Annotated in this window: 28 protein-coding genes; 11 read left to right on the forward strand and 17 right to left on the reverse strand. The window is 45.6% G+C overall.

The annotated features are described in order from the left end of the window. Nucleotides 1-5: 5 nt before the first annotated feature. The 15 genes from nagA to V7S65_RS27355 all read right to left on the reverse strand — a co-directional run bounded on the left by nagA (nucleotide 6) and on the right by V7S65_RS27355 (nucleotide 16378). Nucleotides 6-1103: an N-acetylglucosamine-6-phosphate deacetylase gene (nagA, locus tag V7S65_RS27285; protein ID WP_336388921.1), complete on the reverse strand. Its 1098-nt coding sequence runs from the start codon at nucleotides 1101-1103 to the stop codon at nucleotides 6-8. Nucleotides 1104-1124: 21 nt separating this feature from the next. Beyond that, nucleotides 1125-1514, reverse strand: coding sequence for an SMU1112c/YaeR family gloxylase I-like metalloprotein (gene gloA2, locus V7S65_RS27290; protein ID WP_336388920.1), 390 nt, complete (start codon nucleotides 1512-1514; stop codon nucleotides 1125-1127). A 21-nt stretch (nucleotides 1515-1535) separates the two neighbouring features. Continuing rightward, the gene (locus V7S65_RS27295; protein WP_079471207.1) at nucleotides 1536-2339 is read right to left on the reverse strand and encodes an amidohydrolase; all 804 of its coding nucleotides are present in this window, start codon (nucleotides 2337-2339) and stop codon (nucleotides 1536-1538) included. Between the two features lie 65 nt (nucleotides 2340-2404). Continuing rightward, nucleotides 2405-2863 (reverse strand): regulatory protein RecX, encoded by a 459-nt coding sequence (locus tag V7S65_RS27300; protein ID WP_079471208.1) that lies wholly within the window; start codon nucleotides 2861-2863, stop codon nucleotides 2405-2407. A gap of 5 nt (nucleotides 2864-2868) precedes the next feature. Beyond that, nucleotides 2869-5196 carry an ATP-dependent helicase gene (locus tag V7S65_RS27305; protein ID WP_079471209.1) on the reverse strand — a complete coding sequence of 776 codons (2328 nt, stop codon included), beginning with the start codon at nucleotides 5194-5196 and terminating at the stop codon, nucleotides 2869-2871. Nucleotides 5197-5381: 185 nt separating this feature from the next. Next, on the reverse strand, nucleotides 5382-6452 hold the full coding sequence (locus V7S65_RS27310; protein WP_336388919.1) for a fatty acid desaturase family protein: 1071 nt from the start codon (nucleotides 6450-6452) through the stop codon (nucleotides 5382-5384). Between the two features lie 392 nt (nucleotides 6453-6844). Then, a complete protein-coding gene (locus tag V7S65_RS27315) occupies nucleotides 6845-7345 on the reverse strand; it encodes an RNA polymerase sigma factor (RefSeq protein ID WP_079471211.1) in 501 nt (166 codons plus the stop codon). A gap of 305 nt (nucleotides 7346-7650) precedes the next feature. Beyond that, on the reverse strand, nucleotides 7651-8184 hold the full coding sequence (locus tag V7S65_RS27320) for an HdeD family acid-resistance protein (protein WP_079471212.1): 534 nt from the start codon (nucleotides 8182-8184) through the stop codon (nucleotides 7651-7653). Nucleotides 8185-8761: 577 nt separating this feature from the next. Continuing rightward, nucleotides 8762-10273: a M28 family peptidase gene (locus V7S65_RS27325; protein ID WP_336388918.1), complete on the reverse strand. Its 1512-nt coding sequence runs from the start codon at nucleotides 10271-10273 to the stop codon at nucleotides 8762-8764. Between the two features lie 127 nt (nucleotides 10274-10400). Next, on the reverse strand, nucleotides 10401-10859 hold the full coding sequence (rpiB, locus tag V7S65_RS27330; RefSeq protein WP_079471214.1) for a ribose 5-phosphate isomerase B: 459 nt from the start codon (nucleotides 10857-10859) through the stop codon (nucleotides 10401-10403). A 30-nt stretch (nucleotides 10860-10889) separates the two neighbouring features. Next, the gene (tatC, locus tag V7S65_RS27335; protein ID WP_079471215.1) at nucleotides 10890-11747 is read right to left on the reverse strand and encodes a twin-arginine translocase subunit TatC; all 858 of its coding nucleotides are present in this window, start codon (nucleotides 11745-11747) and stop codon (nucleotides 10890-10892) included. Between the two features lie 619 nt (nucleotides 11748-12366). Then, entirely contained in the window at nucleotides 12367-13638 is a 1272-nt protein-coding gene (locus tag V7S65_RS27340) for a hemolysin family protein (protein WP_111577344.1), read from the reverse strand. Nucleotides 13639-13680: 42 nt separating this feature from the next. Continuing rightward, nucleotides 13681-14250: a guanylate kinase gene (gene gmk / locus V7S65_RS27345; RefSeq protein ID WP_079471217.1), complete on the reverse strand. Its 570-nt coding sequence runs from the start codon at nucleotides 14248-14250 to the stop codon at nucleotides 13681-13683. 101 nt (nucleotides 14251-14351) lie between these two features. Then, nucleotides 14352-15662, reverse strand: coding sequence for a UDP-N-acetylglucosamine 1-carboxyvinyltransferase (murA, locus tag V7S65_RS27350; RefSeq protein ID WP_336388917.1), 1311 nt, complete (start codon nucleotides 15660-15662; stop codon nucleotides 14352-14354). After that, the gene (locus tag V7S65_RS27355) at nucleotides 15659-16378 is read right to left on the reverse strand and encodes a DUF4290 domain-containing protein (protein ID WP_079471219.1); all 720 of its coding nucleotides are present in this window, start codon (nucleotides 16376-16378) and stop codon (nucleotides 15659-15661) included. Before V7S65_RS27355 ends, murA begins: the two co-directional genes overlap by 4 nt. A gap of 143 nt (nucleotides 16379-16521) precedes the next feature. On the opposite strand from V7S65_RS27355, the gene V7S65_RS27360 reads away from it, so the two are divergent. After that, nucleotides 16522-17274: an SDR family NAD(P)-dependent oxidoreductase gene (locus V7S65_RS27360; RefSeq protein ID WP_336388916.1), complete on the forward strand. Its 753-nt coding sequence runs from the start codon at nucleotides 16522-16524 to the stop codon at nucleotides 17272-17274. 109 nt (nucleotides 17275-17383) lie between these two features. Beyond that, complete coding sequence (locus V7S65_RS27365; RefSeq protein ID WP_111577342.1) at nucleotides 17384-18091, forward strand: alpha/beta fold hydrolase; 708 nt, start codon at nucleotides 17384-17386, stop codon at nucleotides 18089-18091. A gap of 6 nt (nucleotides 18092-18097) precedes the next feature. Here the strand turns inward: V7S65_RS27365 and V7S65_RS27370 are convergent, their stop codons facing one another. Then, a complete protein-coding gene (locus V7S65_RS27370) occupies nucleotides 18098-19027 on the reverse strand; it encodes a tryptophan 2,3-dioxygenase family protein (protein ID WP_111577341.1) in 930 nt (309 codons plus the stop codon). A 63-nt stretch (nucleotides 19028-19090) separates the two neighbouring features. Then, nucleotides 19091-19558 carry an Lrp/AsnC ligand binding domain-containing protein gene (locus V7S65_RS27375; RefSeq protein ID WP_079471223.1) on the reverse strand — a complete coding sequence of 156 codons (468 nt, stop codon included), beginning with the start codon at nucleotides 19556-19558 and terminating at the stop codon, nucleotides 19091-19093. A gap of 420 nt (nucleotides 19559-19978) precedes the next feature. Between V7S65_RS27375 and V7S65_RS27380 the strand changes: the two genes are divergently transcribed. The 9 genes from V7S65_RS27380 to V7S65_RS27420 all read left to right on the forward strand — a co-directional run bounded on the left by V7S65_RS27380 (nucleotide 19979) and on the right by V7S65_RS27420 (nucleotide 26364). After that, nucleotides 19979-20416 (forward strand): hypothetical protein, encoded by a 438-nt coding sequence (locus V7S65_RS27380; protein WP_079471224.1) that lies wholly within the window; start codon nucleotides 19979-19981, stop codon nucleotides 20414-20416. 131 nt (nucleotides 20417-20547) lie between these two features. Further along, complete coding sequence (trmB, locus tag V7S65_RS27385; RefSeq protein ID WP_079471225.1) at nucleotides 20548-21255, forward strand: tRNA (guanosine(46)-N7)-methyltransferase TrmB; 708 nt, start codon at nucleotides 20548-20550, stop codon at nucleotides 21253-21255. Next, on the forward strand, nucleotides 21227-21430 hold the full coding sequence (locus tag V7S65_RS27390) for a DUF5522 domain-containing protein (RefSeq protein WP_079471226.1): 204 nt from the start codon (nucleotides 21227-21229) through the stop codon (nucleotides 21428-21430). Before trmB ends, V7S65_RS27390 begins: the two co-directional genes overlap by 29 nt. Beyond that, complete coding sequence (locus V7S65_RS27395; protein ID WP_079471227.1) at nucleotides 21357-21779, forward strand: MGMT family protein; 423 nt, start codon at nucleotides 21357-21359, stop codon at nucleotides 21777-21779. The genes V7S65_RS27390 and V7S65_RS27395 overlap by 74 nt, the downstream gene beginning before the upstream one ends. A 45-nt stretch (nucleotides 21780-21824) precedes the next feature. Then, nucleotides 21825-22268, forward strand: a complete 444-nt coding sequence (locus tag V7S65_RS27400) for an IPExxxVDY family protein (protein ID WP_079471228.1) — start codon at nucleotides 21825-21827, stop codon at nucleotides 22266-22268. Nucleotides 22269-22352: 84 nt separating this feature from the next. Beyond that, on the forward strand, nucleotides 22353-22583 hold the full coding sequence (locus V7S65_RS27405) for a 4a-hydroxytetrahydrobiopterin dehydratase (RefSeq protein WP_336388915.1): 231 nt from the start codon (nucleotides 22353-22355) through the stop codon (nucleotides 22581-22583). A 20-nt stretch (nucleotides 22584-22603) separates the two neighbouring features. Beyond that, nucleotides 22604-24688: a histidine kinase gene (locus V7S65_RS27410; RefSeq protein WP_143313648.1), complete on the forward strand. Its 2085-nt coding sequence runs from the start codon at nucleotides 22604-22606 to the stop codon at nucleotides 24686-24688. Between the two features lie 29 nt (nucleotides 24689-24717). Beyond that, complete coding sequence (locus V7S65_RS27415) at nucleotides 24718-25470, forward strand: LytR/AlgR family response regulator transcription factor (RefSeq protein ID WP_336388914.1); 753 nt, start codon at nucleotides 24718-24720, stop codon at nucleotides 25468-25470. Between the two features lie 258 nt (nucleotides 25471-25728). Further along, nucleotides 25729-26364 carry a TetR/AcrR family transcriptional regulator gene (locus tag V7S65_RS27420; protein WP_079471232.1) on the forward strand — a complete coding sequence of 212 codons (636 nt, stop codon included), beginning with the start codon at nucleotides 25729-25731 and terminating at the stop codon, nucleotides 26362-26364. Nucleotides 26365-26401: the final 37 nt, after the last annotated feature.

Genomic DNA, 26401 nt, shown 5'->3' on the forward strand with positions numbered 1-26401 from the left:
GGCTATTAACAGTATACTGTAGTTTCCCAGTTAGAGTCGATGGCAACCAATGCCGCGTCGTAGCCTACCGCAATACGGCCCAATGCCTGCTCACGGCCAATTGCACGGGCCGGATACAGGGATGCCATGCGTAAAGCTTCCTCCAGCGGAATGCCTACCTGCTCCACACAGTTGCGGACGGCTTTAGTCATTGTGAGTCGTGAGCCGGACAAAACACCCGAGGCGCTTACATAGCGGTCCGTCTCTTTAATATATACATACCCGCCTTCTTTATTCTCCTCTACCGCATCCGTGATCAGGAACAAACGATCTTTCATGATCTTTTTGCTGATCCTGATGGAGGCAAAGTCCACATGTACACCATCCGCCACAATGCTGGCGGATACCCGCGGGTGATCATAAATGGCGCCTACCAGGCCGGGAGCGCGGCTTTCCAGCGGTGACATGGCATTAAAAAGATGCGTGGCATGGTGAATACCACTGTCGAACGACGTATAGGCCTGCGTGTAAGTGGCGTTACTATGACCTGCAAATATCACGATACCGGCTGCTTCCAGCTGTCTTACCAGTTCGGGATCACAGCATTCCGGCGCCAGGGTCATGATCTTCACCACATCGAGGCCGTTTTCCAGGATCCAGTTAATATCTTCCTGGGTAGGAGCATGAATATATTGCTCGAGGTGTGCGCCTTTTTTCTTAGGGTTGATAAAAGGTCCTTCCAGGTGCAGTCCCAGCACGCCTTGTCCGCCCTGCTCCCAATAAGCCTTTACTGCATTCATGGCTTCCAGCATAATTTCGGGGCTGATGGTAGCCACGGTGGGCATGATCCACGCCGCGCCGCCGCCTTTGCTGTAAGCCACGGTGGCTGCCAGCGAAGTAACTGAAGGATACATGGAAAACACGTGACTGTTGCCGCCATAGATCTGCAGATCTATAAAAGCAGGGGCCAGCAGGCCTCCTTTCAGGTCTGTTTCACTACCGGTTTTTTTCCATTCGGAGAAAGGAACAATACTGGTAATTTTCCCTCCTTGTGTAATCACTGCATGATCATCCAATATCTCTTCCCCGGTAAAAATCCGGGCATTGATGTAGGCAACAGACATAGCAATAAAATTTTACGGGTGTTAAATGACTTCGTATAACTCTAAAGGCAGCCCGTCGGGGTCTGCAAAAAAGGTAAATCGTTGTTGGGTATGGGGATCAATGCGCAGGGGTTCGGTACTCACCCCTTTTTGCTGTAGCTGCGCAACGGCGGCTTCGATATCAGCCACTGCAAAAGCCAGGTGGCGAAGCCCGCAGGCCTCCGGGTGACTTGGCCGTGGCGGCGGGTCCGGGAAAGAAAACAGCTCAATAATGTACTGGTTGCCCAGTGCCAGGTCCAGTTTCCAGGAGTTCCGTTCTTCCCGGTATACTTCACGTATTACCTGCAGGCCCAGCACATCGGTATAAAATGCTTTACTCCTGGAGTAATCTGCACAAATAACCGCGATGTGATGGACTGCCTGTAACAACATATCAGAATTTGCTTTAGTTAGTTATCCCTTTGGGAGAATTGTAAATGCATCGGCATCCTTCAGGAAAGGAATATTCTTTCTCACTTCCTCCAGTCGCTCACGTTGAAGGGTATACGTAAATACGTCTTCATCGTGCGATTTGCGGTAGATGATCTCTCCCATCGGATCAATAAGACTGGTTTCCCCGCTGTGATAAATATTGTTACCATCGTTGCCTACCCGGTTTACGCCGATGGCAAATGCCTGGTTTTCAATAGCACGGGCCTGTAGCAGCGTAGTCCAGGCGGTTTTACGTCTTTCCGGCCAGTTGGCTACATACACGAGCAGGTCGTACGCTGCTTCGTTGGTATCCGGCTGGATGGTATTGCGCGCCCATACCGGGAAACGCATATCATAACAGATGTTCAGATTGATTTTCCAGCCCTTTACCTGTGCAATGAGGCGTTTATTACCGGGTGTGTAGTGCTCATGTTCTCCTGCATAACCAAACAGGTGGCGCTTATCATAAGTGCCATAGGTGCCATTGGGCAACATCCAGATCAGGCGGTTCAGGTATTCGCCGTTTTCCTCAATGATCAGGCTGCCGGTGATGATGATATTCTTCTCCGCCGCCTTCTTCTTCATCCACTGCACTGCGGTTCCATCCATTGTTTCAGCCAGGAGCGCTGACTGCATACTGAAGCCGGTACTGAACATTTCGGGTAAAAATACCACTTCAGTCCTTTCCTTGATGCTGTTGATTTTCTCATCAAACATACGGAGGTTGGCTTCCTTATCTTCCCAGTGCAATTGGGTTTGTATGAGTGTTACTTTCAGATCTGACATTATCGGTTATTGTGGTCACAAAATTACGGCCTGACGGGTTAGAAACTTTTCAAATTATTGCCCGCTTAAGCCTCATTCTTTGCGATTTGTTCAAGTGCTTCGTTGATGAGTTCAGATTCAAAGCCTCTTTGCAGGAGGTATTGCATGGCCTTGTACTTCCGTTTCATGGCTGTTTCTCCTTTCAGCGACAGGTATTTTTTCTCTGCCAGCTTATGGAGTACCGCGATATAATCGTCTTCATCAATTTCTTCCATTCCTTTTTTGATGCAGTAGGCAGACACCTGTTTCTGCTTCAGCTCCATCATAATCTTTTTGCGGCCCCATTGCTTGATCCGGAATTTACCGCCGGCGTAGGCTTTGGCAAACCTTTCCTCGTTGAGGAAATTTTCAGCGATGAGCTCAGAAATGGCTTCGTCTACTTCCTCTCCCCTCAGGCCCAGCTCCAGGCATTTATATTTTGTTTCCTGGTGGCTCCGTTCCTGGTAGGCGCAAAACTGCCGGAGTTTTAACATCGCGGTTTTCATGTCACTTATCTTACTATTCTCAGCTTGGCGTAGTTCAGCATAATTTTCTTTTCACCGCCGCCTTTCGGGAAATTGATGGTGGCAATCCTGTTGTTAGGCGCTCCTTCCATTGCCGCGATGATACCGAATCCAAATTTCTGATGCTCTACCTGCATGCCGGGCTCCATGCCAGCCGGATCGTCCGGGGCAAAGTCAGCAGAAGGCACATGGGTAGTGGCAGGAGAAAAGGTTGGTTTGGCAGCAGGCTTCTGCGTTACCGGCTGTGAAGGCTGCGACGGCGCCTTTTTCCGGTCGAACATATTATTGCTGTTGCTCCATCCGGAGGTGCTGCCACCGCCAAAGGCGTTGCGCACACTGCCTCCGCCGGCATAGCTGCGGTCGATGAATTTCTCCGGCATTTCTTCCAGGAAACGGCTCGGTTCATTCTGTACCAGGTTACCAAAGCGGTAACGGCTATTGGCGTAGGTGAGCCATAAGCGCGCTTTTGCGCGGGTAATGGCTACATAAAACAGTCTTCTTTCTTCTTCCAGCTCTTCCCGGGTGTTGATAGACATACCGCTGGGGAACAATGTTTCTTCCAGTCCTACGGTGAATACCACCGGGAACTCCAGTCCTTTTGCGGCGTGGATAGTCATCAGTTTCACCACATCGCTGTTTTCATCATTGCCCTGATCGGCATCGGTGAGCAGGGTGATTTGCTGGAGATAGGAGCCCATGCTTTTATCGAGCAGTTCTCCTTCTTCATCGGGGGTTTCTGTAAACTCTTTGATGGAGTTTAAGAGTTCCTGCACGTTTTCATAACGGGCAAGCCCCTCCGTAGTTTTATCGTTAAACAGTTCTTTTACAATGTTGGTAGACTTGCCCACCGCAACCGCCACATCATAGGCGTTGTGCGAGGTGAGCATTGCCTGGAAGCTTTTGATCATGATCACAAACGCTTCGATGGCTTCCACGGTACCACCTTTGAAACCAAACTCCCTGGCCCTTTCCAGTACTTCCCACATGGTGATATTGTGTTCATTGCTGAGCACAATTGTTTTTTCGATGGTGGTTTTACCAATACCGCGAACGGGGTAGTTGATGATCCTTTTCAGGCTTTCCTCATCGCGGGTGTTCATGGTGATGCGCAGGTAAGCTACGTAGTCTTTGATTTCCTTGCGCTGGTAAAACGACAGCCCCCCGAAGATGCGGTAGGGAATGGCTTTACGGCGCAGGCTTTCTTCAAAGGAACGGCTTTGGGCGTTGGTACGGTACAGGATCACGAAGTCGCGGTTGTCGTAATGATTCCGCAGCTTCTGTTCCGAAATAGTGTCGGCTACGAATTTACCTTCTTCGTTGTCGGTCATAGTGCGCACCAGTTTAATGGTATCGCCTTCGGTGTTATCTGTCCAGAGGTTCTTTTCTATTTGTCCTTTGTTGTGTGCAATTACTTCATTGGCTACATTCAGGATGGACTTGGTACTGCGGTAATTTTGTTCCAGTTTTACCACTTTCACATCATCATAATCCTTTTCAAACTGGAGGATATTTTCGATGGTAGCGCCGCGGAAGGAATAGATACTCTGGGCATCATCTCCCACTACGCAAATATTTTCATTGACAGCACCGAGTAATTTGATGATTTCGTACTGGGCGGGGTTGGTATCCTGGTACTCATCGATCATAATGTATTTGAACTTGTGCTGGTATTTATGCAGCACTTCCGGGAATGTTTTGAGGAGGATATACATTTTAAACAACAGGTCATCGAAGTCCATTGCGCCGTTTTTGAACGTGCGTTTGGCGTACATGTCGTAGATTTTGCCAATCAGTGGCCTGTTGGCGCGCATATCTTCCTGTTGCACCAGGTTATCCAACTGATATTCTTCCGGTCCCATGAGGCTGTTTTTGGCAGCGGAGATGCGGTTGTAAACGAAGTTGGGTTTATAGTGTTTATCATCGAGATTCAGCTCGTTGATAATGGTTTTGATAACACTTTTGGCGTCGTCGGTATCGTAGATGGTAAAATCGTTGGGATAGCCGAGGCGGTGCGCTTCTGCGCGCAGGAGGCGGGCAAATACGGAGTGAAAGGTACCGATGTAAAGATTACGGGCTTCGCTGCCACCGAGGATCTTTTCCACACGTTCCTTCATTTCACGGGCAGCCTTGTTGGTAAAGGTGAGGGATAAAATATTAAACGCATCCACGCCATTCCGCATCAGGTGTGCGATACGGGTGGTAAGCACCTTCGTTTTTCCCGAACCGGCGCCTGCTACAATCATCAAAGGGCCGTTGATATGTATTACTGCTTCCCGCTGTTGTTCGTTAAGCTCGTCTAAATAATTTGCCTTCATCACGACTGCTGTTTATATTTTATATGTAGAAAAGATGTAGTATTTCTGAAGGGTGTAAAAGTACGAAAAAGGAAGAAAGGAAAACAGGATAGGTGGATTTGGTGATAATTTTTAGGGGAGATAAAAGCAGATCTATCCGCTTTTATCTCCCCTAAAAATTACATCGGAAAGATGTTCCTTCTCCGTTACGGTTTAGCACCGAGTGCTTTCATGAAACGGAAATGAGATATTACTGCTCCCTGCATGGTAGGGATGGAATTGTAAGTAAGATTGTGTTCTGCACATTTGGCGGCCACTATTTTGCTGAGGGCCGGGTAATGCACATGGCTGATCCTCGGGAACAGGTGATGTTCTACCTGGTAATTGAGGCCACCTACGAACCAGGAGATGATTTTATGTCCGGGTGCGAAGTTAGCGGTGGTTTTAATCTGGTGGATAGCCCATTCGTTTTCGATGACTTTGGCATCTTCACCAACTACTTCAAATTCGGTTTCTTCCACTACGTGCGCCAGCTGGAATACAATGGCCAGGGTAAAGCCCATTACCACGTGCATTACGGCAAAGCCGATGGCCCACGCCTGCCAGCCTACCAATGCGATGGGAAGTGCGATATAAAACGCCAGGTATAATACTTTGCTGCCCCAGAACACCATATGATCGGTTAATTTCATGGGTTGAAGCGGAGTGGTATATACTTTCCGGCTCAGGTATTTCACAAAATCCATAATAAACACCCAGGCGAAAGAGGAGATAGCGTATATCAGTATTACATAAATATGCTGAATCCGGTGCATGGGCACCCATTTCTGGGTGCTGCACTGCCGCATGAGCGGGCTTTTGCCGATATCGTCATCCAGGCCGTCTACGTTTGTGTAGGTGTGGTGAATGATATTGTGCTTCTGTTTCCAGATGAAAGCGTTGCCACCCAATGCGTTAAGGGTAAGGCCGAGGGTGTCGTTCACTTTGCTGTTGGTGGAATAGCTGCCATGACATGCGTCATGCATTACGTTGAACCCGATACTTGCCAGTACAAACCCCAGTAAAGCACATAAAGTTACCGAGAGGATGGCCGGCATCGATATAAATAATACCGAAAGATACAAGGCTACCGCTACCGGAATAAGGACGGCAGTTTTAATATATAGTTTCCAGTTACCTGTTTTTTGAATGTTGTTTGATTTGAAATAGTCCTCTACAGCGGATTTGAGCGCCGGAAAGAATAATGCATTCTTGTTGTTGAAAGTTACTTTAGGCATAAAAAAATAAGCATTGTTGTTGCCGGGCGTACAGTAAGTTGTAGAGAATCCGGGAAAAAAATTGAAAAGTCTACGCTAATAAACGGCTTTAAACCGGTTTTTATATATTTCCCGGGATAATAAATGGTTATTTAACAAAGATTTGTGCTTATAAGGGGATTTGACAGTAGAGGGGATGACAATCGGAGGAGAAAGGGATAACGGGAGTCTGCAAACAATCATACAGCAATAACTGCTCACCTGACAGGGTAATTACAGGCAATACGATATACAAACAATCACAATTTTTGCCTGCTACCGGGTATTCATAGCGGCTTTCAATGGCCATATTGAGGGTTTGCAGACTTCTGTTATCCAAAAGTCTGAGAATAGTATTGTACGGTTAATAGCCGTTAATGCCTTGTAATACGGGTCTTCAGCATTTTCCGGGCAAAGTGGATACGGCTTTTTACCGTGCCCAATGGTTCATTGAGTATAGCTGCAATTTCATAATATTTATAACCTTCAAAGTACAACAGGAATGGTTGTTTAAAAATCACCGGCAGATTGTATACTGCCATCTGCACATCCTTCACCCGCAGGTCTGATTCTGCAAAATTTCCGATGGCAGAAGGCTGGTGGCTCAGCAGGTAATCTCCTACCGCATTATCCAATAGCCGGTACTGGCGGTTACCGCGACGGTAGTTGTTAATGAAGATGTTCCTCATGATGGTATACAGCCAGGCACGGATGTTAGTGCCGGCAAGGTATTTATCACGATTAGACAGTGCTCTGAACAAGGTTTCCTGGTAGAGATCTTTTGCAGATTCAGAGTCTTTAGTTAAGGTTACTGCATACGGCCGCAGGAAGTCGGCATTTCCAAGTAATAAGTTGTTAAATTCGGTGGATGACATAACGGTTAACTTTAAATTATTCACAATTAGCTAGAACAACAGCCTGTAAATCTGGCCGGGAGAAATAGAGTTTGAGGCAGTAGTGGTAAAGCCGCGGGTCTCCTTCCGGGTACTGCCGGCACCTGCCACGTAATTTAAAAGGGAGGTATCAACACCCTGATAAATGGCGGCAACAGGCGCCCTAACCAGGTGTTGCGACAATCATAAAAAAGGTTTTAGTTAAAGAATAAGCTTGCATAATGGGGTACTTTAAAAATAGTAAAACAGGGTACCGTATTCTTCAGTTATATCAATATAGCTATCGTTTAACTCCTGCTGCGCAATCTGAATGAAAGCAATACGAGCATGATTCCTGTGAAGATGGCATATATACCAAAGATCCAGGTAAGTGTAACTGCCGCTGCTACAGGGTTTGCAACCAGGAGAATTCCAAAGATGATAGTCAGCAAACCACCTGCAATATACCAGCCCTCTCCTGTTATCACTTTCCTTAACCTGATGGCAATAATCAGTTCAAACAGGCCCGCCAGCATAGCCCAGAAAGCAACCACATAAATGAGTGCTGCGCCGGTGGCAAAAGGATTGTAAAAAGTGAGGATACCTAATATAACGCCTAACAGCCCTGAAAGCAGGAAAATACCCCAGTTTTCGTTCGTTTTCCGGGCAGCTATTGCGCCGGCAACAGCAAAAAGGCCGGCGATAAAAAGATAGGCGCCTAAGAAAACGATCAATGTGGTAAAAGTAGCACCGGGCCAACCAACGGCCAGTACTCCCAATACCAGGGCGAAAATTCCTCTCAACAAAAAGAGCCACCAATAAGCGCTATAAAAATCAGGCATGCATTCTCAGTTTTAGGTTTCCACTACGAGTGCTGTATTTATGGCAGGGTGTACCATTACGTGCTGTAAGCCTCTCCGTTTCTCAACATTCTGAACAACCAGGATAATTAATAATAACAATACTACAAGACATGTAACCAGGTGTTTCCGTTGCAACATCGATCAGGGCACAAGGGTGCTCTCCTTGTGGGATAGTACTTTTTTAAAACAGAAAAGGTGGCAGGTGTTTCCACACTGGTAAGTTTATATGGTTACAAATAGTGGGAACCGGTTCTGCTTTCCATTACCGTTAAAATTCCACTTGATCCTATAAATACCGATTGAACAACAACAACTTAGTTAAAAATGTTTAATGGGAAGGCCTGCTCTCAGTGAAATAATCGCCTTATAACACCTTAACTAATCTTGATTCACCTGTTCATTTAAATACAAAAAAAGAAATATGTATTTATTGCCTTCTAAAAAAAATAAGACTCTATACACAATTTAAAAAATTTTGTTAAAAAAAACAAAAAGGATTTAACCGGTACTTCTATACCGGAAATAAGAGATTTTTGGAAGATTTGAGCTGATCGGGTTACTTTTCGTGCCGGTCTACTACCAGTTTCTGCTCGCGGTTGGCAATGTCCCAGGCGGTGTAGAAAACCAGGCGGGCTCTTTTCGCCAGGAGGTTATAACTGATTTTATCAACCGTATCCGTTGGAGCGTGATAATCAGCGTGTGTGCCATTAAAATAAAAAATGATCGGAATACCGTGTTGGGCAAACATATAATGATCTGAGCGGTAGTAGAATCCTTCCGGATCGTTGGGGTCGTTGTATTTATAGTCCAGTTTAAGATGGGTATAGGTATCATTGGCCTTTTCATTAATGGGCCGCAGTTCGGAACTCAGTTTATTATCGCCGATAATATACACATAGTTGGTATCTCTTTCATGCGCAGGATCAATGCGTCCTATCATATCAATATTCAGATCGGTGACAGTGTTGGCTAACGGATAAACAGGATGCTCCGTATAATACTGGGAGCCAAGCAGTCCTTTTTCCTCACCGGACACGGTCATAAATACCATGCTTCTCCGTGGGCCGTTGCCGGCTTTTTTTGCGCGGGCAAATGCAGCGGCTATTTCTATCACCGCACTGGTACCTGATCCGTCGTCATCTGCACCATAAAAAATCTCATCATCTTTTTTGCCGAGATGATCATAGTGGGCGGTGACGAAAACAATTTCGTCTTTTTTATCCGTGCCTTCCAGGTAGGCGAGTACGTTGGAGGGTTGTAATACCGTGGCTGCTTTATCAAAAACAAGATGAACCGGTGTTTGCGTAACGGCAGCTGGTTTCCAGCCCCTGTCTATTTCTTCGAGGAGGTTATCTCCTTTGTCGGTATTGAGTATGTCGGCGGCAAGTGCGGGCGTGATGTAGTAGATATTCGGATTCCAGGAGGTATCCTTCTGCCAGTAAAGACCGGTGGTATGCAGTTTCTTTTGCTCCAGGGAACGGTATCTGCCGGCCGCAGGGCTGATGATCAGCAGGGCGGCCACGCCTTTACTTTTTGCAGTGCTGATTCTTTCATCGAGGCTACGGCGGTCCCGCTGTAGTCCTCTCCTCACGTCATCCCGGATCATTACTACCTGGCCCTTTACATCCATGTTCTGGTAGTCGTTATGATCTGCGGTTACTACTCCTGCATCTGCATAAAATACGCGGGATACGCGTAAGTCCTGTTTGTTACCGGAGCGCAGATCAGCAAGAAAATCCTGTGCAAATGAATATGTTTTATTGCGAACGGTGATGGTGCTTTTAAGCAAACTATCTGAATAGATAGGATAATATTGTTCCCATTTCCCATTGGCGCCGGGTTGAAGTCCTGCCGCTGAAAACTGGCTGATAATATAAGCGGCAGCCCTCTCCTGCCCTCTTGTAGCGGTTTCCCTTCCTTCCATTTCCGGTCCTGCAATGATGTGCAGTTGCCGGCTAAGACCACCGGCGGTTATGGTTTCACCATATTCTGCAGCCACGCCGTTATTGGTTTGTGCCTGCGTAATATTCATCAACAACAGAAAAGCAACAGCAAAGGGAACTCTCATGGAGTATTTTTTTATAGTCAGATTCACATGTATATTAAAAAAAAGAGCCGGTTGGAAGCCGGCTCTTTAATATTACCACAATTTCGTGTATTCGTTACAGTAAAAAATGATATATGGCTTAAAACCGTTACAGGCAAACCATTTTACGTACCCGGTCCTGGTGACGGCCGCCTTCAAACGGTGTACCGATAAACACTTCTACCATTTGATTGGCAGCGGGAATATCCACAAAACGGGCAGGGATACACAACACGTTTGCGTTGTTGTGTGAACGTGCCAGTCGCGCCAGCTCTTCTCCCCAGCAAATCGCAGCGCGGATTCCCTGGTGTTTGTTGGCGGTAATGGCTACTCCGTTGGCGCTGCCGCAGATCAGGATCCCGAACGCAGCTTGTTCCCTTTCCACTGCTGTAGATACCGGGTGTGCATAGTCAGGATAGTCCACGGAGTCTTTCGAGTGAGTGCCGTAATCCTTTACCTGCAAGCCTTTCGATTCCAGGAAAGAAATCACTTCTTCTTTATATTCATATCCTGCATGATCAGAACCGATAGCTACTGGCAATGTCAGGTTAAATATGGTATTTTCCATTTTAAATATCTTATTAACTGTTAGAGAGAACTAGGACCACTCTTCCACCTCTGTTTTAGTCATCTTGTCTTCACGGTCTTTCAGCGCCTTTTTCGATATAAAGATACTGATTTCATACAGACAGTATAAGGGAACGAATACGATCAGCTGATCTATGAGATCCGGTGGGGTGATTACTGCAGCCAGGATCAGGATCACCACGATAGCATGGCGTCTGTAAGATTTGAGGAATTCCGGTGTGAGGATGCCCAGTTTGGTGAGGAAAAATACGAGAATAGGCAATTCAAACAGAATGCCCATACCCAGTACGATCTGTGTCATCAGATCAAAATAGTCATCTATAAAAAACTGGTTTACAGCTTTTGCTGTAACGGTGTAGGAAGCAAGGAAGTTGATAGTGAAAGGCGCCATAAGGAAATAGGCAAATCCGATCCCGAGGAAAAATTGAAAAGATACCCAGAAGATCACGCCTCTTGCTCCTTTCAGTTCTTTTTCTTTCAGTGCTGGTTTTACGAAGCGCCAAAACTCCCAGAAAATGTAAGGAAAGGCACAAATAAAGCCAATCATGAACGCCAGTTTAAATTGCAACATGATCTGCCCCACCATCTTATAATTCAAAAACTGGACCTTTACAGGCGTAATACAGAGCTGATCTCCCAGTCCTACCCAATGACTGATTTTACATAATGCCACATATGAGGGGAAATCGGCGTTAGTAGGTCCGAAAATTACGTTGTCCAGAATTTCCTGTGTATATAAAAAGCCGAATACGCTGAATGCAACAAGTGCCAGGGCCGATCTGACAAGGTGCCACCGGAGATCTTCCAGGTGGTCGAAAAAGGACATTTCTGCCTTATCCTCATTGCTTGCGAACAATTTCTTTAACATACTTTATACGGTCGAACGATGTTGAATACAGTTTCTTATTAAGGATCACAAATATAGCTGTTGCATACTACAAATTACAGTGTACCGCGTATAAAGTGCCTATTTTAATATTGCTTTAAGCAGAGTGGTGTTCATGCTCACTGCATGTATGTAAAAAGAAAAAAGCAGGAAGAAGAAAAAAGGGAGAAAGTGTGAGAGCAGTTGGGAGAAAAAAAAGAGCCAGCCCGAGAAGAATCAAGAGCCGGCCTTTCATCCATTGTTTGTTAACCCCAAAAAAGTTGAATTCGAGAATGTCTTTAGCTTCCAGTTAAACTACTTACCTAATTGATGGCAAGCGTTCAGAATAAGTAAGAATCCCTGGTTGCGTTTTATATTGTAATACAAAAATAACAAGAATTATTTTATTATCAATGTTGGAACACTTTTTTTACAACCTTTTAACAAAAATCAAATCATTGTGTTACATCATCTGAAGCAAATGTATACAATCCGTGTTAAATTCCTACTACTTTTTTTAAAAACGTTTTAGCAAAATTGTTATTGTATCGTTAAGCGTTACATTAAGGAAATAATTATATCATATTAATATCTGATAAGTCAACCAGTTTAACGGTGAATCTTAAACTAACATCTTCATCTTCACCATTTCGATCCTGGTATCCGTAACGTTCAGAATATCAAACTCATAATCGTCGATTATAATGCGTTCTTTGATCTTCGGAATGGTTTCGTGATGGTTGATGATGTAGCCCGATAAGGTTTCACTTTCATCTTCCGGAAAATCCAGTCCATATCTCTCATTCAAATAATCGAGTTCTAATCTTCCTGAAAAAATATATTCTTTTTCGGCGATCTGCTTCTCTACGAATTCTTCTTCATCATGTTCATCTTTGATTTCTCCGAAAATTTCTTCCAGTACATCTTCAATTGTTACAATACCTGCTGTTCCTCCGAACTCATCTACTACCCAGGCAATACTTTTGCGTTCTTTATTAAACTTGCTGAGGAGATCGATGGCGCTCATTGTTTCGGGCACAGCCAATATCGGATGAATGATGCTTTTGATATCCGGCGGGCTTTTAAACATATCCAGCTGGTGGATATAGCCCAGGATATTATCGATGGAACCTTCGTAAATAATGATCTTAGATAGTTTGGTATCCATAAATTTATTCCGGGCGTCGCTGAGAGGCCGGTGTATTTCCAGCGCTTCTATTTCCTTGCGGGGAATAAGACAGCCGCGGATTTTTACGTGTGCAAGTGACAAGGCGTTTTCAAACAGTTCTGTATTCAGCTCCTGGTTATTTTCCCCAAAATGCTGTTGCGACTGCCGGATAAAATGCTCTACATCCACGCGGGTAAAGGATTCACCGTTTTCCACGATACGGACATTGAACAAATATTTCAGCATCCATTCGGAGATGGAAGCAAGTACATTACCGATCACATACAGCGGCTTGGCCACTATAGACACGGGTAGTGCAAAGAAACTGAGTAACGTTTCCGGTCTTGACCGGAAAATTGCCCGTGGGATAAAAAAGCCCAGGAATAATACCAACAGGGTAGCCAGTATTATTTCAACGAAAATAATAAAGGGCTGAATGCTGGCTGAATCAGGCTTCCGCATAATAGTGTCCAGTGCCGGCTGAAATACGCCTGCCACAAGGATCCCATAAATGACTATGGTAATTGTGAATCCTACCAGGCTGGTAGCCAGGAAGCGACTGGGGTTCTCGTTCAGACTGGCCAATATTTTGCCAGTAGCCCTGCCTTGCTTTTTTTTGAGCTCAATGCTAAGTTTGTTAACATTGGCAAATGCAGCTTCGATACCTGAAAAGAAGCCTGCCAGCAATACCAGGAAAACCAAAATAATTATAGTGTATCCGTCCATCCTAACAAAAATAACGAATTAGGAAAACCAACGATCACGTCGCTATTTTATATTTAAAAAATCTGTCACCAGCCTTTTCACTTCCTGGTAGGCGTGCTCCAGTTCGTCGTTTACTACAATCTCGTCGAATTCATGGGAAAACGACAGCTCATAGCGGGCCTTGGCGAGCCGTTCGTCCAGGGAAGACTGTGTTTCCGTGCCTCTTTCGCTGAGCCTGACGCGCAGAGCATCTAACGAGGGGGGCTGTATGAAAATAGTGAGTGCGTTGTTGTGATATTTTTCTTTGATAGATAAAGCGCCTTTTACATCAATATCCACCATCGGGATCTGGTTGTTGTTCCAGATACGCTCCAGTTCACTTTTCAGGGTACCGTAATATTTACCGGCATACACCATTTCATATTCTGCAAAGGCGTTTTCTTCAATCCGCTGATGAAACTCATCGGAAGACAGGAAGTAGTAGTCTTTTCCGTTTACTTCGCTGGCACGCGGGGTGCGGGTGCTGGCGGAAATAGAAAAGGACAGTACCGGCATATTGGCCAGCAGCTTTTTTACGATGGTGGTTTTACCGGCACCTGAAGGAGCGGTAACGATGATGATCTTTCTTTCCATTATTAATTACAATCAAGGTAGCGGTTACTCCAAATGCAAAACCCAAAAACCAGTAAAATGTTTTGCTGGTATTTGGGCTTTGATGAAGTATGAACAACTGTTTATACTCTCTTTATATCTGCTCCCAGTTTTCTCAACCTCTCGTCGATGTACTGGTAGCCGCGGTCTATCTGGTCAATGTTCTGAATGGTGCTCTTTCCTTCTGCGCTGAGTGCAGCGATCAGCAGGGATACACCGGCACGGATATCGGGAGACGACATGGTGATGCCGCGCAGGTTGTGCTGACGGCCCAAACCGATTACCACGGCACGGTGCGGATCGCATAATACGATCTGAGCGCCCATATCTATCAGTTTATCCACGAAAAACAGGCGGCTTTCAAACATTTTCTGATGGATCATCACGCTGCCTTTTGCCTGCGTGGCTACTACCAGCACAATGCTCAGCAGATCCGGTGTAAATCCGGGCCAGGGATGATCAGAAATAGTAAGAATGGAGCCATCCAGGAATGTCTGGATTTCGTAGGAGTCCTGGGAAGGAATATAGATATCGTTTCCCCTGATTTCCAGTTGGATACCTAACTGCCGGAATTTCTCCGGGATGATACCCAGGTTATCTACGCCTGCATTCTTAATCGTGATTTCGCTTTGCGTCATGGCGGCCAGGCCAATGAAGGAGCCTATTTCGATCATATCCGGGAGCATGCTGTGTTCGCAGCCGCCCAGGTATTTTACGCCTTCAATGGTGAGGAGGTTGGAGCCTACTCCGCTGATGCGGGCGCCCATCCGGTTCAGCATTTTACACAGCTGCTGCAGATATGGTTCGCAGGCAGCGTTGTAAATAGTGGTGGTTCCTTCGGCCATTACGGCTGCCATTACAATATTGGCGGTACCGGTAACGCTTGGCTCATCCAGCAACATATAGGTGCCTTTGAGCCCTCCGGAAGATTCCAGGCGGAAGTAGTTATCATCCGCATCATATACAAACCTGGCTCCCAGTTTCTCGAACCCGATGATATGGGTATCCAGTCTGCGACGGCCTATTTTATCGCCACCGGGTTTTGGGATGAAGGCGCGTCCGAACCTTGCCAGCAGCGGACCTGCAATCATCACCGAACCACGGAGACGGCCGGATTTCTTTTTAAATTCAGGGCTTTCCAGGTACTTCAGGTCTACTTCATCTGCCTGAAATTCGCAGGTGTCCCTGCTGATACGATTCAATTTTACGCCAGCATCTCCTAACAACTCTATCAGCAGATTTACATCTACTATATCCGGAATATTGGTGATAGTAACCTTTTCGGGGGTTAGCATCACGGCACTGATGATTTGTAAAGCTTCGTTTTTGGCACCCTGGGGTATAATTTCCCCCTTTAAGCGGTTGCCGCCTCTTACTTCAAAAGCACTACTCACTTGTTCCTGTTTTTGTTGTATTTGTTATTGTGCTTATTGTTATTATCCCGGCTTTTGCTGCCGCCACTGCCGCTGTTGCTGCTTTTGAACTTGTTTTGCTGGAAGTTTTTGCGCTTATTGGAGCGGAACTGGTCGCCGGCACCTGCTACGTTACCGCTTGGTGCGAAGCTTACAGGGCCTGGAATATGGGCAGTATGACCCGGGTGGTATTCCAGCTGGTTGTCTGTAATGGCCAGTAATTCTGCCTTGATGGCATCATCGTGTACACTTTCCTTATGCCAGTTACTGTAGGCCAGTTTCATATAGTTACCGATACACTGGGTAAATCCTTCTTTTTTTTCAGGATTATCTTCATGTACGGCTTTATCAATGATCATTTCCAGGTTTTTGCCGAAGTGGCGGTTCCTGGGATATTTTTTGGGATAAGGAAGTCTATCGGGCTTGGCTCTGAGCTTTTCAATAGTGGGGATTGGATATGGTGATTCCACCTTCAGGGTAAAGCCGGAGATATTAAAAATATGATCCCATAATTTATGCCTGAAGTCTTCCACATTACGTAAATGCGGGTTCAGCGTACCCATCAGCTCTATTACAGCCATAGCATTACGCTGGCGCTCTTCGTCGTCTTCTATGGTTACCAGGTACTCCACCATTTTCTGGATATTCCTGCCATATTCCTTCATTATCAGGTAATTGCGCGTGGTATTGTATTCCATTACTAGTATTTAAAAAAACATGATTTGATGATGGGACATCTTAAGTGAAGAAAATTAATCGGCAACATCTATGCAAACATAATAAAAAAATATGAGGAACATTTCATTGGGCTGTATTGTTTACTAGAGCAAAAAACATTGTTATGGACCAATTGAAAAACAAGGTAGCGCTGGTTACAGGCGCAGGTTCCGGCATTGGTAAATGTGTGGCCGAACTGTATGCAGCCAATGGCGCCGCTGTAGTGCTCAGCGATGTTGATGAAAAGGGCGGAAACGCAGTGGCAGATGGCATCAGGAGTAAAGGTGGCAAGGCCATTTTTGTAAAATCGGATACCAGCAGTCCGGCGGATTGCGAGCAACTCGTATCCAAAACCCTGGCGGAGTTCAAACAACTGGACATTGCCTGCAATAATGCCGGGATTGGCGGTGCGGCAGCACCTACGGGCGAATACAAGCTGGAGGACTGGCAAAAAGTTATTAACATAAATCTCAACGGCGTTTTTTATGGCATGCGTTACCAGTTGCCTGTGATGGAAAAGGCCGGCAGCGGCGTAATTGTGAACATGGCGTCCATACTGGGAGCGGTAGGCTTTGCCGGCTCCTGCGCCTATGTAGCCGCCAAACATGGCGTGGTAGGGCTTACGCAGGCGGCGGCAGTAGAATATTCGGCCAAAGGCATCCGGGTAAACGCCGTGGGGCCGGGCTTTATTGAAACCCCATTATTAACCAAACATCTGAGCCAGCAGGAGATGCAGGCACTTGTAGGTTTGCATCCCATAGGCCGGCTAGGCAAGCCGGAAGAGGTAGCAGAACTGGTATTATGGCTCAGTTCTCCGCAATCCTCTTTCGTAACCGGCAGCTACTATCCCATTGATGGAGCATACCTGGCCAGATGATTTGGTTATGCTGTTTTTTGAGCATTTCAGGGAGATAAAAAAATGTTATCTCCCTGAAAAATTCAAACAATCAAACAGGCAAATCCAAAATGTTTGCTAGTTTTAGTCAATGCAAACACATAAACTCCCCATACTTTTTTTACATGGCGCACTGGGCGCCTCTTCCCAATTTGAACCGCTGGCTAAGGAAATGTCCGACCATTACGATGTGCACCTGATTAATTTCAGCGGGCATGGCGATGTGCCTTTTTCCGAGCAGGGGTTCAGCATCCAGGTATTTGCGGCGGAAGTATTATCCTATCTGGAAACCCATCAACTCGACTTTGTGCACATTTTCGGATACAGCATGGGCGGTTATGTGGCGATGTACCTGGCAAGACATTACCCCGAAAAAACAGGGCGTGTAATTACGCTGGCCACCAAGTTCAATTGGAACGAGGCTACCGCCGGTAAAGAGATCCGGCAGCTGAACCCGGATTTAATTGAAGAGAAAGTTCCCGCCTTTGCACGGGTGCTGGAGGCAAGGCATACCGCCAGCGACTGGAAAACCGTGGTAACGCGCACCGCGCAGCTGATTGAGGAACTGGGACATCAGTCGCTGCTGAAACCGGCAGATTATGCCCGGGTGGTAACCCCTTGCATGCTGATGATGGGCGACCGCGACAACATGGTGTCTTTCCAGGAAACCATCGAGGTATACAACGCCCTTCCACTGGCGCAGCTAACGGTGATGCCGGATACGCCACATCCACTGGAAAAAGCGGATGTACCGCTACTGGCTTACTATTTAAGAAGATTTACTACACAGGATATCTGATATCAGTTACTCTCCCATTGCAATTTTGCCCCAGTTGCTGAGCTCTTCATCCGTCCATAGTTCGGGGAAGAAAACGATGCGTTTATTTTTCGGCGGCAGAAATTGCTGCCAGTTAGTACCTCCTGTGGCGGCGATGTCTTCCGGTTTTTTATGCAGGTATCTTACTGCGGATTTGTAGTGCATCAGCGGCCAGCGCACGTTTACATTGAGATCGTATTCCTTTAGCAGGGGAATTAATTCCGTTTGTTCTGCGGGAGAAAGCTTTTTATAGCTGGCAAGCAGGTTATTGTCTTTGTACTCAGTAGCCAGTTTGAGGAAGGTATCCATATATTTCAGCTCAAACTGGCGGAGGGTGAGTGTTTTTTTACCGGTAGCCAGTTCTGTGGCGCCGCTTCTCCAGTAAATTTTGTCCAGCACATCTTTTAGTTCCAGCCCTTCCACTTCCGGGCGCTGGGGTTCGTATACCAGGTTGTTTAACCGGGTAGAGCAGATTTCGATCATGCGGAATTGTCCGCTCTGGAAGCCACTGGCAGGCAACAGTGCCATGCGGAATTGCAGGAACTGTTCCTTATCCATCCCATCCACCATTATTTCAAATGAGCTGATAAGGCTGTGGAAATAGTTGTTGATCCTTTTAAGCTGGGTTTTAAATATCTCAGCTGACAGTACGGGTGCGAGGCTGATTTGCTCGATTGCCTGCAACGATAATTTCAGATACAATTCCGTGATCTGGTGATAGATGATGAAAATCCTTTCATCAGGAATTGGTGTGCGTGGATGTTGCAGATTAAGCAGTACATCAAGTTGAATATAGTCCCAATAAGTGAGGTAGTCCGCATACAGAAGGCCATCCAGGTAGGACGACAGGTTCTGCCCCATAGCGGCATACTTTTCTTCCAGCCGTTGAATTTTTTCGGCAATTTCTGTTGTAACCATGATGAAAATTAATAATTAAGAATGAAATAGCAACAGGGTAAACTTTCCATTCTTAAAAACCAATTATTCCACCACGTTAATTGTTCTGTAGAAGCTTTCTTCGAGGGAAATCAGGGTTTCAGTTCTCTCAATACCTTTAATTTTCTGCAGTTCATCGTGGAGGATACGGCGGAGTTGGGTGATATCTTTACAGATGATCTCAGCAAACATGCTATAACTGCCTGTTGTATAATTAAGGCGTACCATTTCGGGTATTTTCCTTAATTCCTTGGCGACAGTGTCGTACATGGAGCTTTTTTCCAGATAAATGCCGATAAAAGCGATCACATCATAGCCGATCATTTTTAAATCTACATGTAATTTAGTACCTTTAACTACACCCAGTTCTTGTAATTTCTTCATTCTCACGTGGATAGTCCCGCCGGAAACGAACAATTTCTTCCCCAGGTCGGCGTAGGAGATCTCAGCATTAGACATCATCTCGCTGATAATCTGCAAATCTAGTTTGTCAATATTCAAATTGTGGCTCATTTTTACAATTTGTTTTTGAATGTTTTAAAGTTATATGCAAATATTTAAAAAATATCGAAAATTCCAAAATTCTTCTTAAAAAATTTGCAAGAAAGTCACCTTCTCTTTAGATTTGCATCATAATCATTACGACAACGGCTAACGAAAAGCAATAGCTGGTAACGGTTCAAACACATTGTGGGATGATGAAATTGGCAGACATGCCCTCTTGTCTCGGGGGTGGGGATCACAGGATAAACGTAGTATAATTGGGTTGACCACTAATCTTACTTGTGCTATAGCTAACTGCCCCGTGGAGGTTCGACTCCTCCTCCTACAGCTTAATTGGTTTAAAGAGCTCGTAAGTTATCATGCTTACGGGCTTTTTTTATTTTATATCACGATGTTTTATATTTGAATTAATTCAAATATAAAGTTATCATGAAAAAACTTTTATTAGGTACCGTAGCCCTCTTAGCCTTTAATGCAGCGGTTATCATCACCCAGATGAGCTGTAAAAAAGAAGCCAATGCCGAAACTCCTGTTACCGGCACCACATTAAGACAACTGGATATTGTGTTATACATTAACTACGTTAAAACCGGCCCAGGCACTACGGCATCCGAAATCTGGATCTGTAAGCTGGACGGCAGTAACAAACACAAAATAAATGTCACCTTACCGCCCAATATCGTGGTAGGAGATGAAGCTTCCCTCACACCGGATGGCCAAACCGTGGTATTCAGCACCTACGAAATGTCAGGTACAAGTGGAAAAGACGGTGGCATCTATACCTGTAAAACAGACGGCACAAACGCAAAAAAGATAGTAGACGGCAATACGGACGGGAACTATGTGACCGTGCAAGGTGCTTACTAATTTCTGTACTTACTTATAAAAGATGCTGCCGGCTAGCCGGCAGCATCTTTCTTTTTTATATCCCGGCCTCAAAGCGGCAAGTTCCCCATTATCACTCCCCCATTCAAAAAATCGCCCTATTTTTGCGGCAAATGGGACAAAAAAAATTACAACGATTTGCTGAAATCGAAACCTTCCCCAATGTATTGATATACCCGGAAGGTATGCAGGGAAAATGGAATGAGTTCTTCAAAAACAGCCACCCTGTTACATTAGAGCTGGCCTGTGGTAAAGGCGACTATACCCTGGGCATGGCCCGGCTGTTTCCTGATCAGAACTTTTTAGGCGTGGATCTCAAAGGCAACCGCATCTGGAGAGGCGCTAAAACCGCCATGGAAGAACCGCTGCCAAACGCTGCTTTCCTGCGTACACAAATAGATAAGCTCAATAATTACTTTGCGCCGGGAGAAATAAAGGACATCTGGATTACCTTCCCTGACCCTTTCCTGCGCAATTCCAAGTCGAAGAAAAGGTTAACGCACCCTAAGTTCCTGCAGCTGTTCCAGCCTTTGCTGGCGCCCGGAGCCACCATTAACCTGAAAACAGACTCCCCGCAGCTGTATGCTTTCACACAGGAAGTAATTGCCGCGGCCGGATGCACGTTAATAGAAGATATTCCTGATGTATACGCATTACCGGAAGTACCGCCGCTGCTGAGAATCCAGACCTTTTATGAAGGCATGCACCTCGCCGATGGCAGAACAATCCGTTATCTCAAATTTCAATTGCCTGCTGCACCGTTGAACTGGCAAAGCATTAAACTGCCTTCCGATGAAGCAACCGTTGGTGGAGAAGATTGATTTCTACTATAATGCCCAGGGCTATATGGTATTTACCGAAAAATTCCACCTCGACCGGGGCTTCTGTTGCGGCAACGGCTGTAAGCACTGTCCATTTAATTATGAAAAAGTACCCGAACCCGAAAGATCAGCACTCCTTGCCCGCCGCAGGGACGAAGGAAAAGAAGGCCGCTGAGCCGGTTTCTTTTTTTGAAACGGTTTTTAAAATTGCACGCACCATACCGCGCGGCCGGGTAACCTCCTATGGCGCCATTGCAGACGCTTCCGGCTTAAAGCTCACCGGCCGCATGGTTGGCTGGGCCATGAATGCAGCCGGCAGCGCCAAACCGCCTGTTCCCGCGCATCGTGTGGTAAACAGCAAAGGAGAACTCAGCGGCCGGAGTCATTTTGCCACCCCTACCCTGATGCAGGAATTACTGGAACAGGAAGGAATAGTTGTAAAAGAAGATAAAATAGAAAATTTTAAAGCCGTATTTTGGGATCCGGGACAACCTTTAAAAAAGGGCAGTAAAAAGAAAGGATAAAATATTAATTCAACATCCGGACAGGGTGCAGCGCTACTTTTCCATATGACAATACTCAAGCTTAAACTGGACAACGACCAATTGGTAGAGGACTTCTTTGAAAGCACCTACGTAATCGGCATCGCTTCCACTACGCGGGATTATCAGTTGTGCTGGCATATTAACCGGCAGTTGCATACCAACTTCCGGGTGAATAACAACCTGGAAATTACCCTGTCTAAAAAAACAAGATCTTTTCATTTCCCCGTATTTGAGTTTCACGAACCAACCAATTCAGTAGCACACTACCTTTATAACAACCGTTGCCAGGCAGAATTCCTGCTGCCCGAACTTAAACAGATCAATTTTCTGTGGATGATCAAGGGGGATTACTACCAACCCGGCGATGTAAAAAAATTATTAGAAGAATTACGCCTTGTTCCGCTTGTACAATTAGTATCTTTACTTGATATCAGAGAGATCAAGAATAAGATGAACCTTATTTTTTAGAAGAGGCACGACGCATCAGCGGTAATATTTTGACCAGATTCCATGACAGACCCGATGTTTTACCTTTAAATTCCTGATTTTTTTATGTGGGAAGAAAGAAATAAACAGCTTTACCGGGCTTTTGAATTCAAAGACTTTCGGGATGCGTTTGCATTTATGACCAAGGTTGCACTGATCGCAGAGAAAATGGATCACCATCCCAACTGGAGCAACGTTTATAATAAAGTGGAAATATTCCTGTGCACACATGATGCCGGTGATATCGTCACCGCTAAGGATGAAGCAATGGCAAAAGCTATTGACAAATTGCTATAACCAAACTTATATTACACTTTGTGAAGCGCATTATTCTAATGCTGCTGTTGTATTGTTACACTGCAGAATCCTTTGCCACTGTAGATCGTACCCCAGTAGACACACTGATCACTGATACTGCTTTCGCCCCTGCGAATCTGGACCTGCGGCCTTTTTTATATGTGCTGACAGCCGATGAGCAGCACCTGACCCCGGAGCAGGCAGCCACTATGCCGTTTGCCCGGCAGGAAAGCATCTTTCATAGTAATCCCCAGAATAACGGACGGGTTAATAACTGCTGGCTACGGCTTACTGTAAAAAATAAAAGCAATAAACCGCTATCGTACCACCTGTTTTCCGGCTGGCACGACTATATGTACTGGTACGCGCAATCTCCGGGCGATAAGCCCCGGCTGCTGATGCAAACCGGTTTAATGCTGGACAAAGGTGGCGTGGAAAGATGGAACCACTACGCATTTGCCGTACAGGTACCAGCAGGGGAACTCCGCACGTTTTACCTTCATATCATCAATAAGTCTTACAATGAAGGCGCCCTGATGCCTGCACTTTTCAGCACCGAAGCCTATGGCACCTTCCGCGACAAACAACTGGACGGCTTCCGCAAAGAAGCCGTAGTAATCCAGGTGCTGCTGGGTATGCTGCTCGTATTTTTTAGTATTTCCATTATTAACTATATCCAGCTACCCGACAAATCGTATATCTATTTTGCAGCCTATATACTTGGACTGATCCTCTTTTTTGCATTGCGGCTGGATGATAAGCCTTACCAGTTGTCGTTTTTCCACCGCTGGCCCATGCTGAAATATTATTGGGACATCCCCGGCCTGCTGTTTTGCTTTTACCTGATGTACCTGTTATTTGGCAATGCCTTTCTTAACCTCACCGAGCGATATCCTTTTATGGAGCGCGCGTTTACCTGGGTAGCGGCGATAGTGGGCGGGCTGATCATATTATGCTTGTATTTTATCAGGATAGGTCAGTACCACATGCCTACCATTATATACAGCTATGTGTATTTTGTAACGCTGGTACCGCTGCTGGCGGTATTTGTGGCATTGGCGCGGCGTTCCCGTCACCATCCGCTGGTCCGGTTCTTTTTGTATGGATCGGTATGTTTATACCTTGCCTGCCTGGGCTCCTTCCTTATGCATGTGCGGCCGCTGGGCTTACTCAGCGCCCTGGGCGAACTGGCAGCACCTACTATCCTGCTGATAGGCGGTGTACTGTTGCAGGCCATGTTTTTCCTTGCCGGGTTGAGCTACCGCAATAAACTGGTACACCTGGAAAGAACCCGTACCCAGGAACTGCTGATTAAGCAGCTGAATAAAAACAAAGAGCTGCAGCGCAAGCTGAATGAGCAACTGGAAGAACTGGTAAAAGAGCAAACCACCGAGATCCTGCGCAAAAAGCAGGAACTGGAAGAGCAGCGAAAGAAGCAGCTGGAAACAGAATATGATAAAAAGCTGACAGAAATTGAACTCAAAGCCATCCGGGCGCAGATCAATCCGCACTTCATTTTCAACTGCCTGAATTCCATACAATTGTTTGTGATGCAGCGGGATTATGAGTATGCACAGAAATATCTTTCTGACTTTTCTTACCTGATCCGCAAAACGCTGGACTTCTCCCGGCGTAATTTTATATCCCTGGCAGATGAAATTACCTATCTGAATACTTATCTTGGGTTAGAAAAGATGCGGTTTGAAAACCGGATGGAGTATGAAATAGTAGTAGACCCCGTGATTGCCACCGCCGAACTGGAAATCCCCGCGATGCTGTTGCAACCTTACGTGGAAAATGCCGTAAAGCATGGCATGACGAATCCCAAACAGCCAACAGGAAAGCTTTCCATCTATTTTAACCAGGTGGCTTCAGATATGCTGGAGTGCGTGATTGCAGATAACGGAATTGGCATTGCCCGTTCCAAATCATTGCGTATGCTGCCAAAACATCACCAGTCGTCCGGCATGGAAATAAGTCAGAACCGCGCTGAGTTACTGAACAAAATGTATAATACTGAAATCCATATAGAAATTATTGACAGATCATCTGAGGATGAATCGGATAGCGGCACGATCGTTAAAATACTGATCCCCCAGTTATAATTTTAGTGTATCCGTTAATGTTACTTTTTATGATAAAGGCTATTATAATCGATGATGAGAGAAACAGCCGGGACATAATCGCGTTAATGCTCGGTAAATACTGCCCTGAAATTACGATTGCCGACATGGCCTCCGACTGTGCGGATGGCATAGAAAAAATAAGACAGCATCGCCCCGAACTGGTATTTCTTGACCTGGAAATGCCTGATGGTACCGGCTTTGACGTACTGGCCGGCACCTTACCGGACATCCCTTTTGAAGCGGTGTTTGTAACTGCATTTGAAAAGAAGTTCCTGCATGTAATCCGTTTCAGTGACGTGGAGCTGATACTGAAGCCTATCGACAAAGAAAGCCTGTTGCAGGCAGTGGCACTGATCACAGAACGGATTAACACCGGCAGCAGTAAAGACCGTTACCGCGTATTGTTGGAAAATTTCAATAACAGCAAGCCGGTGGCCTGGCAGCTGCTGATCCCTGCTACTAACGGGGAAGCCTATACTATTAATATCCCCGCTATTGAATACCTGGAAGTAAAAGGCGATAACTGTATGTTCCGCTTAAACTCCGGTAAGCTGATTACAGCGGTGCAGTCGTTCCGCTACTATGCCGATCTTTTTACTTCCCTTCACTTCTACCAGATCAACAACAACCAGATGATACAGATATCCAACATCAGCCACCTGGATGGTTCTTCCGGGAAGGTGGTGCTGAAAGGCGGTACCACACTGGATATTACCGAAAAAAGGCAACGTGATCTGCTGCATAAAATGGCGCATCATTAGCCGTTCCGTTTCGTGTATTCCTTCCCGGTAATTATACAATTTCAATTTTTCCGCGGACATGTTTTCGATTTAGTTAACGATTTGCCAACGTTTTTGTGAACGTGTTAGTATTTCTATGACTTTCCGTTCGTTTTAATGTATTGCGCGAAGGGTACGTAACAATTTCTTAACAAAAAAATTTGGTGGTTTTAGTTTTGGTCGTACATTTGACCCGCAAAACGAAATAGTCAAACAGTCAGTTTTGTTTAGCAGCACACTATGGCAGAGCAGGACCTGAAACGAACGATGATTCTGGAAGCGGCGTTAAAGCGCTTCAAGCGGTTTGGGTTGTCTAAAACTACCATGGAGGAGATAGCCAGGGATCTGGAAATTTCCAAAGGCTCTTTGTATTATTATTTTTCAGATAAAGAATCCATCTATGCGGCGGTGGTAGAGCGTATGATAGCCGATTGTTTCATTGACATGTCGGCATATGTGGAAGAGGCTCGTTGTACCGCAGACATCATGGATCGCTACCTGGCGCTGAAAGAAAAAATGTTGCTGGAGTATCATTTTCTGTTTGGTGTAAACGAATGGATTAAAGATGTTCCTTCCAGCAGGATGCGGCAAACGATTGAGTTACTGCAGCAGGTGGAAATTTCTTTTCTTTCTGCTACTATCTCAAAAGGGGTGAGCAGCGGGGAGCTTAACAAGGATACGGATACAGCACTCACGGCGCAGCTACTGGTAAATGTATTATTCGGATTATGGGTAATATGGTGCAAGTGGCAGGCAGCAGGTTTTGATCCGCACGACCGGGAAGCGCTGAAATGCTTTATGGATCGTGAAAAACAAGTACTGACCATTTTTTTTAATGGCTTAAGATATCGACCAAACATCAACAAGGATTGCTAAGAATGTATGTAGAAGAACCAATAACACAGGAATAGTT

The organism is Chitinophaga sp. CCNWYY40 (assembly GCF_037483205.1).
In the GTDB taxonomy this organism is placed as follows: Bacteria; Bacteroidota; Bacteroidia; order Chitinophagales; family Chitinophagaceae; genus Chitinophaga; species Chitinophaga ginsengisegetis.

Bases quoted from the DNA above. Each gene is read 5' to 3' on its own strand.
- V7S65_RS27395 (WP_079471227.1), top strand. From the start codon at position 21,357: ATGAAAAAGTACCCGAACCCGAAAGATCAGCACTCCTTGCCCGCCGCA.
- V7S65_RS27310 (WP_336388919.1), bottom strand. From the start codon at position 6,452: ATGCCTAAAGTAACTTTCAACAACAAGAATGCATTATTCTTTCCGGCG.
- V7S65_RS27415 (WP_336388914.1), top strand. From the start codon at position 24,718: ATGATAAAGGCTATTATAATCGATGATGAGAGAAACAGCCGGGACATA.
- V7S65_RS27390 (WP_079471226.1), top strand. From the start codon at position 21,227: ATGAAGCAACCGTTGGTGGAGAAGATTGATTTCTACTATAATGCCCAG.
- V7S65_RS27340 (WP_111577344.1), bottom strand. From the start codon at position 13,638: ATGGACGGATACACTATAATTATTTTGGTTTTCCTGGTATTGCTGGCA.
- rpiB (WP_079471214.1), bottom strand. From the start codon at position 10,859: ATGGAAAATACCATATTTAACCTGACATTGCCAGTAGCTATCGGTTCT.
- V7S65_RS27355 (WP_079471219.1), bottom strand. From the start codon at position 16,378: ATGGAATACAATACCACGCGCAATTACCTGATAATGAAGGAATATGGC.
- V7S65_RS27380 (WP_079471224.1), top strand. From the start codon at position 19,979: ATGAAAAAACTTTTATTAGGTACCGTAGCCCTCTTAGCCTTTAATGCA.
- V7S65_RS27405 (WP_336388915.1), top strand. From the start codon at position 22,353: ATGTGGGAAGAAAGAAATAAACAGCTTTACCGGGCTTTTGAATTCAAA.
- V7S65_RS27370 (WP_111577341.1), bottom strand. From the start codon at position 19,027: ATGGTTACAACAGAAATTGCCGAAAAAATTCAACGGCTGGAAGAAAAG.
- V7S65_RS27305 (WP_079471209.1), bottom strand. From the start codon at position 5,196: ATGAAGGCAAATTATTTAGACGAGCTTAACGAACAACAGCGGGAAGCA.
- V7S65_RS27300 (WP_079471208.1), bottom strand. From the start codon at position 2,863: ATGAAAACCGCGATGTTAAAACTCCGGCAGTTTTGCGCCTACCAGGAA.
- tatC (WP_079471215.1), bottom strand. From the start codon at position 11,747: ATGTTAAAGAAATTGTTCGCAAGCAATGAGGATAAGGCAGAAATGTCC.
- V7S65_RS27360 (WP_336388916.1), top strand. From the start codon at position 16,522: ATGGACCAATTGAAAAACAAGGTAGCGCTGGTTACAGGCGCAGGTTCC.
- V7S65_RS27365 (WP_111577342.1), top strand. From the start codon at position 17,384: ATGCAAACACATAAACTCCCCATACTTTTTTTACATGGCGCACTGGGC.
- V7S65_RS27375 (WP_079471223.1), bottom strand. From the start codon at position 19,558: ATGAGCCACAATTTGAATATTGACAAACTAGATTTGCAGATTATCAGC.
- V7S65_RS27420 (WP_079471232.1), top strand. From the start codon at position 25,729: ATGGCAGAGCAGGACCTGAAACGAACGATGATTCTGGAAGCGGCGTTA.
- V7S65_RS27295 (WP_079471207.1), bottom strand. From the start codon at position 2,339: ATGTCAGATCTGAAAGTAACACTCATACAAACCCAATTGCACTGGGAA.
- V7S65_RS27320 (WP_079471212.1), bottom strand. From the start codon at position 8,184: ATGCCTGATTTTTATAGCGCTTATTGGTGGCTCTTTTTGTTGAGAGGA.
- V7S65_RS27325 (WP_336388918.1), bottom strand. From the start codon at position 10,273: ATGAGAGTTCCCTTTGCTGTTGCTTTTCTGTTGTTGATGAATATTACG.
- trmB (WP_079471225.1), top strand. From the start codon at position 20,548: ATGGGACAAAAAAAATTACAACGATTTGCTGAAATCGAAACCTTCCCC.
- gloA2 (WP_336388920.1), bottom strand. From the start codon at position 1,514: ATGTTGTTACAGGCAGTCCATCACATCGCGGTTATTTGTGCAGATTAC.
- V7S65_RS27315 (WP_079471211.1), bottom strand. From the start codon at position 7,345: ATGTCATCCACCGAATTTAACAACTTATTACTTGGAAATGCCGACTTC.
- gmk (WP_079471217.1), bottom strand. From the start codon at position 14,250: ATGGAAAGAAAGATCATCATCGTTACCGCTCCTTCAGGTGCCGGTAAA.
- V7S65_RS27400 (WP_079471228.1), top strand. From the start codon at position 21,825: ATGACAATACTCAAGCTTAAACTGGACAACGACCAATTGGTAGAGGAC.
- nagA (WP_336388921.1), bottom strand. From the start codon at position 1,103: ATGTCTGTTGCCTACATCAATGCCCGGATTTTTACCGGGGAAGAGATA.